The following is a 12,638-nucleotide window of genomic DNA, read 5'->3' as shown; positions in this document are numbered from 1 at the left end:
TAGCGTTACGCGACGTCTGCTCCAACCGTTGCATCACATCGCGCTGCATGTCGTGTTATACTGCGCCAAATCCGTGTTTTTCGTGTCGCTACCGCGACCGACAGTTTCCACCTCAGGCGAGAGACAATGTTTGATAATTTAACCGATCGTTTGTCGCGTTCGCTGCGCAACATTAGCGGCCGCGGACGCCTTACCGAAGACAATATTAAAGACACCCTGCGCGAAGTGCGCATGGCGCTGCTGGAGGCGGACGTTGCTCTGCCTGTCGTGCGTGATTTCATCAGCCGCGTCAAAGAGAGCGCGGTGGGTCATGAAGTAAACAAAAGCCTGACCCCGGGTCAGGAATTCGTCAAAATCGTCCGTAACGAACTGGTTGCGGCGATGGGCGAAGAGAACCAGGCACTGGATTTAGCCGCACAGCCGCCGGCTGTCGTGCTGATGGCGGGCCTGCAGGGCGCAGGTAAAACCACCAGCGTCGCCAAGCTCGGCAAATTCCTGCGCGAGAAGCACAAGAAGAAAGTGCTGGTTGTCTCCGCGGACGTTTATCGCCCGGCGGCGATTAAACAGCTGGAAACGCTGGCCGAGCAGGTTAGCGTTGATTTCTTCCCGTCCGACGTGGGCCAGAAGCCTGTTGATATCGTCAACGCGGCGCTGAAAGAAGCGAAGCTGAAGTTCTACGACGTGCTGCTGGTGGATACCGCCGGTCGCTTGCACGTAGATGAAGCGATGATGGACGAAATTAAACAGGTCCACGCTTCATTGAATCCGGTAGAAACGCTGTTTGTCGTGGATGCGATGACCGGCCAGGATGCCGCGAATACCGCCAAAGCCTTTAACGAAGCGCTGCCGCTGACCGGCGTGGTGCTGACCAAGGTTGATGGTGATGCGCGTGGCGGTGCGGCGCTGTCTATTCGCCATATCACCGGTAAACCGATCAAGTTCCTCGGCGTTGGCGAAAAAACCGAAGCGCTGGAGCCGTTCCATCCGGATCGTATTGCATCCCGTATTCTCGGCATGGGCGACGTGCTGTCGTTGATCGAAGATATCGAGAGCAAGGTTGACCGCGCGCAGGCTGAAAAGCTGGCCTCCAAGCTGAAGAAGGGCGACGGTTTCGACCTGACCGACTTCCTTGAGCAACTGCGCCAGATGAAAAACATGGGCGGCATGGCCAGCCTGATGGGCAAACTGCCGGGTATGGGGCAGATCCCGGACAACGTCAAATCGCAGATGGACGACAAAGTGCTGGTGCGGATGGAAGCGATCATCAACTCGATGACTCTGAAAGAGCGCGCCAAACCTGAAATCATTAAAGGTTCACGTAAACGCCGTATCGCCGCAGGCTGTGGCATGCAGGTGCAGGACGTGAACCGTCTGCTCAAGCAGTTTGACGATATGCAGCGCATGATGAAGAAGATGAAGTCGAAAGGCGGCATGATGAAGATGATGCGTGGCATGAAAGGGATGATGCCGCCAGGATTCCCTGGTCGCTAATCGGCCTGGCTTGTTTGCCATTTCGGCACCGGGGTGTGCTCGCCATCCCCACGTACTACGTGTACGCTCCGGTGGCTGCGCGCACGTCGGCACCGAACTGACCGCACCGCCGACGGCCTTTTATAGCAGTCTTATCAACTGTTGATTGCAATTTCCCCAAAAATGAGTAAAATTTTCGGGCTTTTAATATGACACCCGGGCCCCGTTCCTCGATGGGGCCCGGTTGTTCTATTCACACAAGAGGATGTTATGGTAACTATTCGTTTAGCTCGTCACGGCGCTAAAAAGCGTCCGTTCTACCAGGTTGTTGTCACCGACAGCCGTAATGCACGTAACGGCCGCTTCATCGAGCGCGTTGGTTTCTTCAACCCGATCGCTTCCGCGAAAGAAGAAGAAACTCGTCTGGATCTGGATCGTATCGCTCACTGGGTTGGCCTGGGTGCGACAGTTTCCGATCGCGTAGCTACGCTGATCAAAGCAGCAAACAAAGCAGCTTAATCTGTCACGGTGGTCATGATGAGCAAGCAACACACCGCACAAGCACCTGTTGATCCGATTGTATTGGGCAAGATGGGTTCTTCCTACGGTATCCGTGGTTGGCTCAGAGTGTTTTCCTCCACCGAAGACGCCGAAAGCATTTTTGACTACCAGCCCTGGTTAATCCAGAAGGCGGGTCAGTGGCAGGTTGTTGAGCTGGAAAGCTGGCGCCACCACAATCAGGATATCGTGATTAAGCTGAAAGGCATTGACGATCGCGATGCTGCGAATCTGCTGACCAATTGTGAAATTGTCGTCGATTCCTCGCAGTTGCCGAAGCTCGAAGAGGGCGACTATTACTGGAAAGACCTGATGGGTTGCCAGGTAGTCACCACAGAAGGTTATGGCCTGGGTAAAGTCATCGATATGATGGAAACCGGGTCAAATGACGTTCTCGTCATTAAGGCAAACCTGAAAGATGCATTTGGCATCAAGGAGCGGTTGGTTCCGTTCCTCGATGGGCAGGTTATAAAGAAAGTCGATCTCGCTACTCGTACAATCGAAGTAGACTGGGATCCTGGTTTTTAAATTATCCGGATAAACGGTAAAAGACGGCGCTATGTGGATTGGCATAATTAGCCTGTTTCCTGAAATGTTCCGCGCAATTACCGATTACGGGGTAACTGGCCGGGCAGTAAAAAATGGCCTGCTGAGCATCCAGAGCTGGAGTCCTCGTGACTTTGCTCATGACCGGCACCGTACCGTGGACGATCGTCCTTACGGCGGCGGACCGGGGATGTTAATGATGGTGCAACCCTTACGGGACGCCATCCACACAGCAAAAGCCGCGGCAGGTGAAGGCGCTAAGGTGATTTATCTGTCACCTCAGGGACGCAAGCTTGATCAAGCAGGCGTCAGCGAACTGGCAACGAATCAGAAACTGATTCTGGTGTGCGGTCGCTACGAAGGGATAGACGAGCGCGTAATCCAGACCGAAATTGACGAAGAATGGTCAATCGGTGATTACGTTCTCAGCGGTGGAGAGTTACCGGCAATGACGCTGATTGACTCCGTTTCCCGGTTCATTCCGGGAGTTCTGGGCCATGAAGCTTCAGCAACGGAAGATTCCTTTGCTGATGGGTTGCTGGACTGCCCACACTATACTCGTCCTGAAGTGTTAGAAGAGATGGAAGTACCGCCAGTATTGCTGTCGGGAAACCATGCTGAGATACGTCGCTGGCGTTTGAAACAGTCGCTGGGCCGGACCTGGCTTAGAAGACCTGAACTTTTGGAAAACCTGGCTCTGACTGAAGAGCAAGCAAAGTTGCTGGCGCAGTTCAAAACTGAACACGCACAACAGCAGCATAAACATGATGGGACGGCGTAAGCCCCCAATATCAGTTTACCCAGGATAAGAGATTAAATTATGAGCAACATTATTAAGCAACTTGAACAAGAACAGATGAAGCAGGACGTACCTTCCTTCCGCCCGGGTGATTCCGTGGAAGTGAAAGTATGGGTTGTTGAAGGTTCCAAAAAACGTCTGCAGGCATTCGAGGGCGTGGTTATCGCTATTCGTAACCGCGGTCTGCACTCTGCATTCACTGTTCGTAAAATTTCCAACGGCGAAGGCGTTGAGCGTGTCTTCCAGACTCACTCTCCGGTAGTTGACAGCATTGCTGTTAAACGTCGTGGTGCTGTACGTAAAGCTAAACTGTACTACCTGCGTGAGCGTACCGGTAAGTCTGCTCGTATCAAAGAGCGTCTTAACTAAGATTCGCTTTCGCGACATCCTGATGAAAAGGGCTGGCCTGATGGGCCGGCCCTTTTTTTATCTTAAATTTAACCATCTTGATGTAAATCATTTACAATATCCCTTCATCTCGGAGGGGCGGTGGTCAGCGATATTTCTCAACACGCAACAATCGAACGGCGGGCCGCATGGCTGGCGCTTTTTTCGATCCTGCTGATCGTGATCGCACCCCTGATTTCAGTTTCGTTGCAAAAAGATCCGATGAGCGCTATGCCCGGCATGCACCATGCGATAATGGGCATGACGCACGATATGACAGAACCGCATTCTGCAACGTCCCATGATCCCTCATCAACGCATTCTCAGCCGCTTGACCATGCCGAAGCCTGCGGCTATTGCGTGCTGTTAGCCCACGTCCCGGGGCTGCTCTTTGCGCTGGCGGTGTTGCTTTCTATCGTCCTGCGTCGCGTGCGGGTCCTGTTCCCTTGTTTGGTGCTGAAACGCCGACATTACTTCCCCTGGCTTTACCCGGAAACCCGCGCACCGCCGCGCTGTTCTGCTTTTCCCGCTTTCTAAAAATAATGTGCGCACTGCGCAACGTTCTCTTTTTGCTTTCAGAAAGGAAAAGTATGACAACCTGCACCTCGCGCGCGGCATGGCTGAACCTGCTGCGACGTCTCCATTTTTACATTGGTTTGTTTATCGGGCCGTTTATCTTTGTGGCCGCCTTGACCGGTACGCTGTATGTCGCTACTCCGCAACTGGAGAACTGGCTTTATCAGGATGCCCTGCGCGGCACGCTCAATGGCGAAAGCCAGCCCCTGAGCTTACAGCTGGCGGTGGCACAAGACGCCACTAACGGTAACCTTCGTTTACAGGCGGTACGTCCGGCACTCAGCGCCGGTGAAACCACCCGGGTGATGTTTGCTGACCCGCAGCTGGGGGAGTCTGAAACGCGGGCGATTTTTATCGACCCGGTGACGCTGAAGGTGACGGGGAACATGACCGTCTACGGAACCAGCGGAATTTTACCGCTGCGCCAGTGGATCGATTACGCCCACCGCTCGCTGTTGCTAGGCGATAGCGGGCGGCTTTATAGCGAGCTGGCAGCATCGTGGATGTGGGTGGCGGCGCTCGGGGGGATCGTGCTCTGGGCGATGACCCGTCCCCGTCGACGGATCAACAACCGGATGCAGAACCACCGCCGTTTGCACGTCTCTTTGGGCTGGGCGCTGCTGGCGGGCATGCTGCTTTTTTCTGCTACCGGCCTGACCTGGTCGCAGTGGGCGGGTAGTAACGTCGATAAGATGCGTGCCGCGTTCGGCTGGCTGACGCCGCAGGTAAATGCCCAACTGCATAGCGCGATGCCGATGGCGCAGGACCCGCATGCAGAACATCATATGGGGCATATGGCAATGACGGAGGGCATGCCATCAGCATCGGGCGAGCAGTTTGATCGCGTGCTGACGGTGGCGCAGGCGGCGGGCCTGGATGCCAGCAAGCTGGAGATCCGCCCACCAGCATCGGCCGGCCGGGCGTGGACTGTCACTGAGATTGACAGAAGCTGGCCGACCCAGGTTGATGCGGTGGCAATTGATGGTGAACGGATGCAGGTAGTGGATCGTACCCGTTTTGCTGACTTCCCGCTGATGGCTAAACTGACCCGCTGGGGCGTGGATTTCCATATGGGGATTTTGTTTGGCCTTGCTAACCAGTTGCTACTGATCGCCTTTGGTATCGCGCTGTGCGTAATGATCGTGGTGGGATATCGTTTGTGGTGGATTCGTCGTCCAGCCCACGCTGCTTTTAACCCGGCAAATACGCTGGTTCAGGCGTGGGTGAATCTCGGGTGGCCAGCCCGTGTCACCACGCTGGTTATCGCAGTGATGTTGGGACTGGCGTTGCCATTGATGGGCATCAGTCTGGCGGCGTGCCTGCTAATCGACTATCTCCGCTGGCGAGCGGCAGCGGGCGTCACGCTCGCGAACTCCATCGACTAAGGCGCTTAAGGCGTGCTGATCACCACCGTGACGCGGCGGTTTTCAGCACGCCCTTTCGCCGTATCGTTGCTGGAAATCGGGTATTTTTTACCTAATCCGCGGGTAGTTAAATTACTGCGCGGGATGTTGGCTCCCTTCGTCCAGGCATCTGCAACGATATCAGCACGTTTAAGCGACAGCGCTTCGTTGTAGCTGTCCTCACCGTAGTTATCGGTGTGGCCATCCAGTCGGCCGTGTGTAATGCCGGTTGCGGCCAGTCGGGAGGCCATTTTCTGGATTTGCGCCTGGCTGTCGCTACGCAGATGGTAGTCGTTTTTATCAAACAGAATGCTGTCGGATAAACCCAGTGACCAGTCACCCTCACTTTCCGTAAAGCCGTATGATTGCATCGCGGCAATTTGTTCCGCAGAGAATTTTCCTTGCGGTGCCGTCTGGCAGCCGGTGAGTAAAGCCACTGCTATCAGTGCGGGAGCAAAATATTTCCTGAGCATGGTGGATCCCTTTAATTTTGTACTTGCTGAATACGCTGGTGTTTTTTCCGATACATATTTTGATCGGCGAACTCCTGCAGGCTTTCCGCTGAATGATGTTCCCAGGCTAGCGCATAGCCAATGCTAAGAGACAAGGTTGCCGTATGGCCGTTGTGCAAATTAAACGGCTCGAGAAACAGAGCTGATAACGTGGCGCACAGTGCCTGCACTTCCGCCTCTGAGTGAACATCGCGCAGCAGGATGGCAAACTCGTCGCCGCCTAAACGCCATGCCAGGTGGCGCTTGTTGGCAAAGGCCATCAGCCGACTGGCGACGTCGATCAGGACTTTGTCGCCCGTTGCATGGCCCCAGTTGTCATTAATCAGTTTAAAGTTGTCGCCATCGAGGAACAGTAATGCTGAGTGCTGGCGGGCGGTGTCATCCTTCATTAATGCCGTGATAGTACTGCGAAATGCAGCTCGGTTGGCCAGTCCGGTCAGCGGGTCATGTAGGGACGAGCGTAACAGCTGGGCATTTTTAGCCTGCAGCTGCTGCTGCCAGTCCTCCATTTCGCCCAGCAGACTATTAAAGTCCTGGGCAAAAAGATGAAATTCCTCGATGTGTTCTTCCGGAACCCGGCGAGAAAAATGGCGGTTTTCCCTAATGTCGTGAACCACTTCAGTAATACTTTGCAGAGCGGTGATAATACCGTGATGCAGTGAGTGAGTCAGCAATAAGGAAATAACAGAAGCCAGCAGAATACTGCCGGTTAATACGATAATCGAGATCCCGAGGAAATGACCGATCATGCTGTCCAGCGCCTTCAGTCGAAGCTCGCCGATGACTTTTCCTTGATGCAGGATCGGTTGCGTGGTTGGCTCCGGGAACAGCCATTGGCTGATGAAACCGCTCAGCTTCTCGTGGCGGACCAGATCGGTATTCCGCCAGACCGCAAAGCGGTTTTGCTGGTTGTCCAGCACCAGGGCTTCAGAGAATTGTCCCTGTTTCCCTAGCGTCGCCAGGGTTTCTTCCGCGGCTGAACTGTCATCAAACACCAGCGCGGCCTCAAGGCTTCGACTCATGGTGGCGGCGGTCAGCGCCAGGTTCTTTTGCGCATATTGCTTAAGCGTAAATACCGAGGCGGTGCTCAGCAGCATCCAGACCAGCGTCATTGAGATCACCACGCTTATCACGCTGATACGTCGCAGCGCTCTTTTAAACGTTGGGCGTGGAGCCTGTGATAAATCCTTATTCATGTGCGCTATTCCGGGCAAGCATCAGTACGTCTGGATTAACCCGTACGCCGCTGTGCGTCAGGACATCCAGATTCACGGAGAATCTGACCCTTTCGTCATTGATAATCAGGCAAAAAGCACTACCGATCGCGCATTCGCTATTTTGTTCTGCGATCAGCAAAAGGGGACGGGATTGGTATTTTGCGGTAAGTTCTGCCTGTTGAGACGGCGACTCGCTGCCAAAATAAAACCCATCACAGACCGTATTCATTGCTTCTTGCGTATTGTGAACAATGACCGGCCGATATGGCAACGCTTCAGGTTTTTCCTGAGCAAGGCTCTGTACGTAATGTGAGGTAGAAAAAATACATAATTTAGGCAGACCGGATAATGCAGGCCAGCGGGTATAAGTGACAATACCTGAAACAATAGCCCGAACATTTTTCGGTGGTTCGGAGGCGAAAACAGGGTAGCCCACGATAAATAATAAAAATATAAAAATAAGACGGTGAAACTGTTTCATTAACGGATCCGTCAGGTTCGTCTTAATGCATGAAGTGCAGATCGTTGATGCCCTGGCGCAGGATACCATTGTTGGCGAGGGCCGTCATTAATCACCGCCGAATCCTTGCGGTAATTTCACCCAGGATTTTTCGTAAAGGCATTGGGGATAAAGTGACGCTCTGGGTATCACTTTTGCGGAAGTGTATAAAAAAATTTACACGTAGTGGCGATTTTCAGCCTATTTAGTTTGCTTGTGTAAATTAAAATTTACGGATTATGGATTGAAATCTTTACTCTGTGTGGTATCGTTACGTCACTCCTCAGCCGAGGAACCCATTATCGCAAACGAGCTATACAGGATCGCCATCATGCAAAAAGACGCGCTGAACAACGTACATATTACTGACGAACAGGTTTTGATCACTCCGGATCAGCTGAAAGCTGAATTCCCGCTGAGCCTTGAACAAGAAGCGCAGATTGCGCAGTCCCGCCAGACGATCTCTGACATTATCGCCGGCCGCGATCCGCGCCTGCTGGTAGTGTGTGGTCCTTGTTCAATTCATGATCCTGAAGCGGCAATTGAGTACGCTCATCGTTTTAAAGCCCTTGCCGCAGAGGTCAGCGATAGCCTCTACCTGGTGATGCGCGTCTATTTTGAAAAGCCTCGAACCACCGTGGGCTGGAAAGGGCTGATTAACGATCCGCATATGGATGGTTCGTTTGATGTTGAAGGCGGTCTGAAGATTGCGCGTCGTCTGTTGGTTGAGCTGGTGAGCATGGGGTTACCGCTGGCAACAGAAGCGCTGGATCCGAACAGCCCGCAGTACCTCGGCGATCTCTTTAGCTGGTCTGCAATCGGTGCACGTACCACCGAATCTCAGACTCACCGTGAAATGGCGTCAGGTCTGTCGATGCCGGTTGGCTTTAAAAACGGCACAGACGGCAGTCTGGCAACGGCAATCAACGCCATGCGTGCCGCCGCGATGCCACACCGTTTTGTCGGGATTAACCAGGCGGGTCAGGTGTGTCTGCTGCAAACCCAGGGCAATCCGAACGGCCATGTGATCCTGCGCGGCGGAAAATCGCCGAACTACGGCCCGGAAGATGTCGAGAAATGCGAAAAAGAGATGGCGCAGGCGGGACTGAAACCGTCGCTGATGGTAGATTGCAGTCATGGTAATTCTAACAAAGACTACCGCCGCCAGCCTGCGGTTGCAGAATCCGTCGTTGCACAGATCAAAGATGGTAATCGCTCCATTATTGGTCTGATGATTGAAAGTAATATCCACGAGGGTAATCAGTCTTCTGAGCAACCGCGTTGTGATATGAAATACGGCGTATCCGTTACCGATGCCTGTATCAGCTGGGAAACCACCGATGCACTGCTCCGCGAACTTGATAAAGATCTGCGCGGTCATCTGGCGGCTCGTCTGGGGTAAGAGGAAAGTATGGTTGCTGAACTGACCGCGTTACGCGATCAAATTGATGAAGTCGATAAGGCGCTGCTGGGATTACTGGCTCGCCGCCTGGAGCTGGTTGCGGAGGTCGGAGAAGTTAAAAGCCAGTATGGCCTGCCGATTTACGTTCCGGAACGTGAAGCAGCGATGCTGGCTTCCCGACGGGAAGAAGCGTCAGCGCTTGGCGTCCCGCCAGATCTTATCGAAGACGTGCTGCGTCGCGTCATGCGCGAGTCATATTCCAGCGAGAACGACAAAGGCTTTAAAACGCTGTGTCCGAATCTGCGTCCGGTAGTGATTGTTGGCGGCGGCGGGCAGATGGGGCGTCTGTTTGAGAAAATGCTGACGCTTTCAGGCTACCAGGTCCGTATTCTCGAAAAAGAAGACTGGCCACGCGCGACAGAAATTGTTGCCGATGCCGGGATGGTTTTCGTCAGCGTGCCTATTCATACCACGGTAGAGACGATTGCCCGCCTGCCGCCATTACCGGCGGATTGCATCCTGGTGGACCTGGCGTCGGTTAAAGCAGAACCGTTGCAGGCGATGCTGGCGGCGCACCATGGTCCAGTGTTGGGATTGCACCCGATGTTCGGCCCGGACAGTGGAAGCCTGGCCAAGCAGGTCGTGGTGTACTGTGACGGTCGTCAGCCGGAAGCGTATCAGTGGTTCCTGGAACAAATTCAGGTCTGGGGCGCGCGCCTGCACCGTATCAGCGCCGTTGAACATGACCAGAATATGGCCTTTATTCAGGCGCTGCGCCATTTCGCGACCTTTGCTTACGGCCTGCATCTGGCAGAAGAAAACGTCCGGCTGGAGCAGCTGCTGGCGTTGTCATCACCGATCTACCGTCTTGAGCTGGCGATGGTGGGCCGTCTGTTTGCCCAGGACCCACAGCTGTATGCCGACATTATCATGTCGTCAGAAAATAACCTGGCGCTGATTAAACGTTACTACCAGCGTTTTGGCGAAGCGATTGGCCTGCTGGAGCAGGGAGATAAACAGGCGTTTATCGACAGCTTCCGCAAAGTGGAGCACTGGTTTGGCGATTATGCTCAGCGCTTCCAGAGTGAAAGCCGGACGCTGCTGCGTCAGGCGAATGATAACCGGCAGTAACGGAAAACCGTATATAATCAAAGCCAGAGGGGAAACCCGCTGGCTTTTTTTATAGGGATGACAACGATGGCTGAACCACAACCGCTGTTTGATTACGCAGGACATCTGCCGGAATGCCCGACCTGGAGCGAGACCGAGCAGGCCCTCTACTGGGCCGATATCCTTGAGTGTGAAATCCACCGCTATGACATCAACAGTGGTGAGCATCAGGTCCTGCAATTTCCCGAAGAAGTGGGCTGCTTTTCTCTGCGCGAGAAAGGCGGCTTTATCGTGGCGCTGCGCAGCGCTATCTGGTTAACCGATGCGCACGGCCTGCTGCGACGTAAAATTTGTGATAACCCAAGCAACCCGCAGCTGGCACGCTTTAACGACGGCGGTACTGACCGCGAGGGGCGCTTTTACGCCGGGACATTCTGGGGGCCGGGAGATTTTAACGGTGCGCTGCTGATGCGGATCAACCATGACCTGACGCCTCGGGTGATTCAGTGTGACATACATGGTGCCAATGGCCTGGCATTTAGCGATGATAAGCGCTGGATGTATACCTCTGATACGCCAAATGCCGTGATTTACCGGACGCCGTTGGATGAGCTGGGCGAACCCGGCAAGCGGGAAGTCTTCCGTCGTTTTCAACCGGGGGAGGGGATCCCTGACGGGGCGGCTATCGACGAAGAAGGGTGCTACTGGAGTGCAATGTTTGACGGTTGGCGGATTGCCCGCTTTTCCCCGAGCGGAGAAGCGCTGGAAACCTACCGGCTGCCGGTGCGCTGCCCGACGATGGTCTGTTTTGGCGGCGCGGATATGTGCACGCTGTACATCACCACCACCCGGGAAAACATGGACGCCGATGAAGTACAGCAATATCCGCTCTCTGGCGCCATCTTCACCCTGCCGGTTGCGGTAGCAGGGATGAAGAAGCCGGTATTTATTGAGCGTTAAATCGGGTCGACCGGCACCACGTTTTCGCCCGGGTAGCAGCCGAGAACCTTCATTGAACGGGTAATCTCGGCCAGCTCTTTCAGTGCCTTACGCATCGGGATTGATTCGAGGTTGGCCTGGATATCCAGATAAAACATCTCTTCCCACGGGTTACCGTGAATCGGGCGCGATTCCAGCTTGGTCATGATCAGGTTGTGGTTGCGCAGTACCAGAAGCGCTTCAACCAGCGCGCCCGCCTGTTGGCCGGTCGCCATCAGTAGCGTGGTTTTTGCCGGAACCTGATCGGAAACATTCACCGCTTTGCGTGCCAGCACCAGGAAGCGGGTGATGTTTTGTGTTTGATTTGCCTGGCAGTGTTCCAGCACCTGCAGGCCGTACAGCGCGCCGCCGGCTTCGCTACCCAGAGCGGCAACGGTGGGAGAGTTAGCCTGAGCCACTTTCTCCATCGCCGCCGAGGTGCTTTCGGTATATTCAATTTTCCAGTGCGGATAACGGCTCAGATACTGGCTGCACTGCTGAAACGGCTGCGGGTGGCTATACACGGTCTGAATACGTTGCGGATCGGTTGACGCCGAGACCAGCACACAGTGATCGATGGGGATCGTCAGCTCGCCAACGATCGACAGGCTGGTATGTTGCAGCAGATCGTAGACGTCGTTGATCCCGCCGGAGCTGGTGTTTTCAATGGGGACGACTGCATAGTCAGCCTGTCCGGTTTCTACCTGATTGAAGATATCGGCAAATTTAGCGCAACCGCTCTCGATAAACTGCTCGAAGTGGCGAGCGGCGTACTGGCGTGCGGCAAGATGTGAATATGACCCCTTTGGCCCGAGGAACGCCACCCGCGCTGAATGCGGATTGATTTTATTCAGGTGTTGCTGCAGCAGCGTTTGTTGAGTGAGTACCGAATCCTCAATAATCAGCTGGAACAGACGTGTGATGTAGTGGGCATCCAGGTGATGGCTTTTTCCCAGCGTCATCAGGCGCTCCAGCAGGTCGCGTTCGCGATCGATATCACGGACCGGACGGTGCGATGCCAGCTTTGCTTTACCGACTTCTACAGCCAGTCCGCGGCGTTCTGCCAGCAGCGCGAGCAGCTTTTCATCCAGTGCGCTGATCTTATCGCGCAGGGCCAGTAACGGGTTTTCCTCGGTCATATTGTGTTGCCTTTCTTGTTATTCATTTATCAATAAAAAAGG

Annotated in this window: 14 protein-coding genes and 1 other annotated feature (1 of these 15 cut by a window edge); of the genes, 10 read left to right on the top strand and 4 right to left on the bottom strand. The window is 54.2% G+C overall.

Annotated elements, in window-relative coordinates; genetic code table 11:
- Positions 1-126 precede the first annotated feature (126 nt).
- From ffh to ACMYSO_RS08270, 7 genes are all read left to right on the top strand, one after another.
- Entirely contained in the window at positions 127-1,491 is a 1,365-nt protein-coding gene (gene ffh / locus ACMYSO_RS08300) for a signal recognition particle protein (RefSeq protein WP_123756912.1), read from the top strand.
- Between the two features lie 249 nt (positions 1,492-1,740).
- On the top strand, positions 1,741-1,989 hold the full coding sequence (rpsP, locus tag ACMYSO_RS08295; RefSeq protein WP_434670082.1) for a 30S ribosomal protein S16: 249 nt from the start codon (positions 1,741-1,743) through the stop codon (positions 1,987-1,989).
- Positions 1,990-2,007: 18 nt separating this feature from the next.
- Positions 2,008-2,556, top strand: a complete 549-nt coding sequence (gene rimM, locus ACMYSO_RS08290) for a ribosome maturation factor RimM (RefSeq protein ID WP_004866548.1) — start codon at positions 2,008-2,010, stop codon at positions 2,554-2,556.
- A gap of 31 nt (positions 2,557-2,587) precedes the next feature.
- On the top strand, positions 2,588-3,355 hold the full coding sequence (trmD, locus tag ACMYSO_RS08285) for a tRNA (guanosine(37)-N1)-methyltransferase TrmD (RefSeq protein ID WP_123756914.1): 768 nt from the start codon (positions 2,588-2,590) through the stop codon (positions 3,353-3,355).
- A gap of 39 nt (positions 3,356-3,394) precedes the next feature.
- Positions 3,395-3,742: a 50S ribosomal protein L19 gene (rplS, locus tag ACMYSO_RS08280; protein WP_434583481.1), complete on the top strand. Its 348-nt coding sequence runs from the start codon at positions 3,395-3,397 to the stop codon at positions 3,740-3,742.
- Between the two features lie 120 nt (positions 3,743-3,862).
- On the top strand, positions 3,863-4,297 hold the full coding sequence (locus ACMYSO_RS08275) for a DUF2946 domain-containing protein (protein WP_434670081.1): 435 nt from the start codon (positions 3,863-3,865) through the stop codon (positions 4,295-4,297).
- Positions 4,298-4,350: 53 nt separating this feature from the next.
- Positions 4,351-5,721: a PepSY-associated TM helix domain-containing protein gene (locus ACMYSO_RS08270; protein WP_434670080.1), complete on the top strand. Its 1,371-nt coding sequence runs from the start codon at positions 4,351-4,353 to the stop codon at positions 5,719-5,721.
- Between the two features lie 5 nt (positions 5,722-5,726).
- On the opposite strand, the gene ACMYSO_RS08265 is transcribed toward ACMYSO_RS08270, so the two are convergent.
- From ACMYSO_RS08265 to ACMYSO_RS08255, 3 genes are read right to left on the bottom strand one after another with little or no spacing between them, the layout of a single operon-like run.
- Positions 5,727-6,212: an OmpA family protein gene (locus tag ACMYSO_RS08265; protein ID WP_434670079.1), complete on the bottom strand. Its 486-nt coding sequence runs from the start codon at positions 6,210-6,212 to the stop codon at positions 5,727-5,729.
- Positions 6,213-6,223: 11 nt separating this feature from the next.
- Positions 6,224-7,447 (bottom strand): diguanylate cyclase DgcN, encoded by a 1,224-nt coding sequence (gene dgcN / locus ACMYSO_RS08260; RefSeq protein WP_434670078.1) that lies wholly within the window; start codon positions 7,445-7,447, stop codon positions 6,224-6,226.
- Positions 7,440-7,949, bottom strand: a complete 510-nt coding sequence (locus tag ACMYSO_RS08255; protein WP_434587167.1) for a YfiR family protein — start codon at positions 7,947-7,949, stop codon at positions 7,440-7,442. Before ACMYSO_RS08255 ends, dgcN begins: the two co-directional genes overlap by 8 nt.
- A gap of 349 nt (positions 7,950-8,298) precedes the next feature.
- Between ACMYSO_RS08255 and aroF the strand changes: the two genes are divergently transcribed.
- The 3 genes from aroF to ACMYSO_RS08240 all read left to right on the top strand — a co-directional run bounded on the left by aroF (position 8,299) and on the right by ACMYSO_RS08240 (position 11,439).
- On the top strand, positions 8,299-9,369 hold the full coding sequence (aroF, locus tag ACMYSO_RS08250; protein WP_123756920.1) for a 3-deoxy-7-phosphoheptulonate synthase AroF: 1,071 nt from the start codon (positions 8,299-8,301) through the stop codon (positions 9,367-9,369).
- Positions 9,370-9,378: 9 nt separating this feature from the next.
- Positions 9,379-10,500, top strand: coding sequence for a bifunctional chorismate mutase/prephenate dehydrogenase (tyrA, locus tag ACMYSO_RS08245; protein ID WP_434670076.1), 1,122 nt, complete (start codon positions 9,379-9,381; stop codon positions 10,498-10,500).
- Positions 10,501-10,566: 66 nt separating this feature from the next.
- Positions 10,567-11,439 (top strand): SMP-30/gluconolactonase/LRE family protein, encoded by an 873-nt coding sequence (locus ACMYSO_RS08240; protein WP_434670074.1) that lies wholly within the window; start codon positions 10,567-10,569, stop codon positions 11,437-11,439.
- Here the strand turns inward: ACMYSO_RS08240 and pheA are convergent.
- Positions 11,436-12,596: a bifunctional chorismate mutase/prephenate dehydratase gene (gene pheA, locus ACMYSO_RS08235; RefSeq protein ID WP_434583493.1), complete on the bottom strand. Its 1,161-nt coding sequence runs from the start codon at positions 12,594-12,596 to the stop codon at positions 11,436-11,438. The genes ACMYSO_RS08240 and pheA overlap by 4 nt on opposite strands.
- Before the next feature lie 32 nt (positions 12,597-12,628).
- Positions 12,629-12,638 (bottom strand) — a sequence feature (Phe leader region); it runs 115 nt beyond the window's last position.

Source organism: Klebsiella sp. B345 (assembly GCF_051131735.1).
In the GTDB taxonomy this organism is placed as follows: domain Bacteria; phylum Pseudomonadota; class Gammaproteobacteria; order Enterobacterales; family Enterobacteriaceae; genus Klebsiella.
The sequence above is the reverse complement of the archived record's forward strand: the minus strand, read 5'-3'. Positions and strand labels throughout refer to the sequence as shown.

Excerpts from the sequence above, each read along its gene's own strand:
- rplS (WP_434583481.1), top strand. The coding sequence starts at position 3,395 with ATGAGCAACATTATTAAGCAACTTGAACAAGAACAGATGAAGCAGGAC.
- ffh (WP_123756912.1), top strand. The coding sequence starts at position 127 with ATGTTTGATAATTTAACCGATCGTTTGTCGCGTTCGCTGCGCAACATT.
- aroF (WP_123756920.1), top strand. The coding sequence starts at position 8,299 with ATGCAAAAAGACGCGCTGAACAACGTACATATTACTGACGAACAGGTT.
- rpsP (WP_434670082.1), top strand. The coding sequence starts at position 1,741 with ATGGTAACTATTCGTTTAGCTCGTCACGGCGCTAAAAAGCGTCCGTTC.
- ACMYSO_RS08265 (WP_434670079.1), bottom strand. The coding sequence starts at position 6,212 with ATGCTCAGGAAATATTTTGCTCCCGCACTGATAGCAGTGGCTTTACTC.
- dgcN (WP_434670078.1), bottom strand. The coding sequence starts at position 7,447 with ATGAATAAGGATTTATCACAGGCTCCACGCCCAACGTTTAAAAGAGCG.
- ACMYSO_RS08240 (WP_434670074.1), top strand. The coding sequence starts at position 10,567 with ATGGCTGAACCACAACCGCTGTTTGATTACGCAGGACATCTGCCGGAA.
- rimM (WP_004866548.1), top strand. The coding sequence starts at position 2,008 with ATGAGCAAGCAACACACCGCACAAGCACCTGTTGATCCGATTGTATTG.
- trmD (WP_123756914.1), top strand. The coding sequence starts at position 2,588 with ATGTGGATTGGCATAATTAGCCTGTTTCCTGAAATGTTCCGCGCAATT.
- ACMYSO_RS08270 (WP_434670080.1), top strand. The coding sequence starts at position 4,351 with ATGACAACCTGCACCTCGCGCGCGGCATGGCTGAACCTGCTGCGACGT.
- tyrA (WP_434670076.1), top strand. The coding sequence starts at position 9,379 with ATGGTTGCTGAACTGACCGCGTTACGCGATCAAATTGATGAAGTCGAT.
- pheA (WP_434583493.1), bottom strand. The coding sequence starts at position 12,596 with ATGACCGAGGAAAACCCGTTACTGGCCCTGCGCGATAAGATCAGCGCA.
- ACMYSO_RS08255 (WP_434587167.1), bottom strand. The coding sequence starts at position 7,949 with ATGAAACAGTTTCACCGTCTTATTTTTATATTTTTATTATTTATCGTG.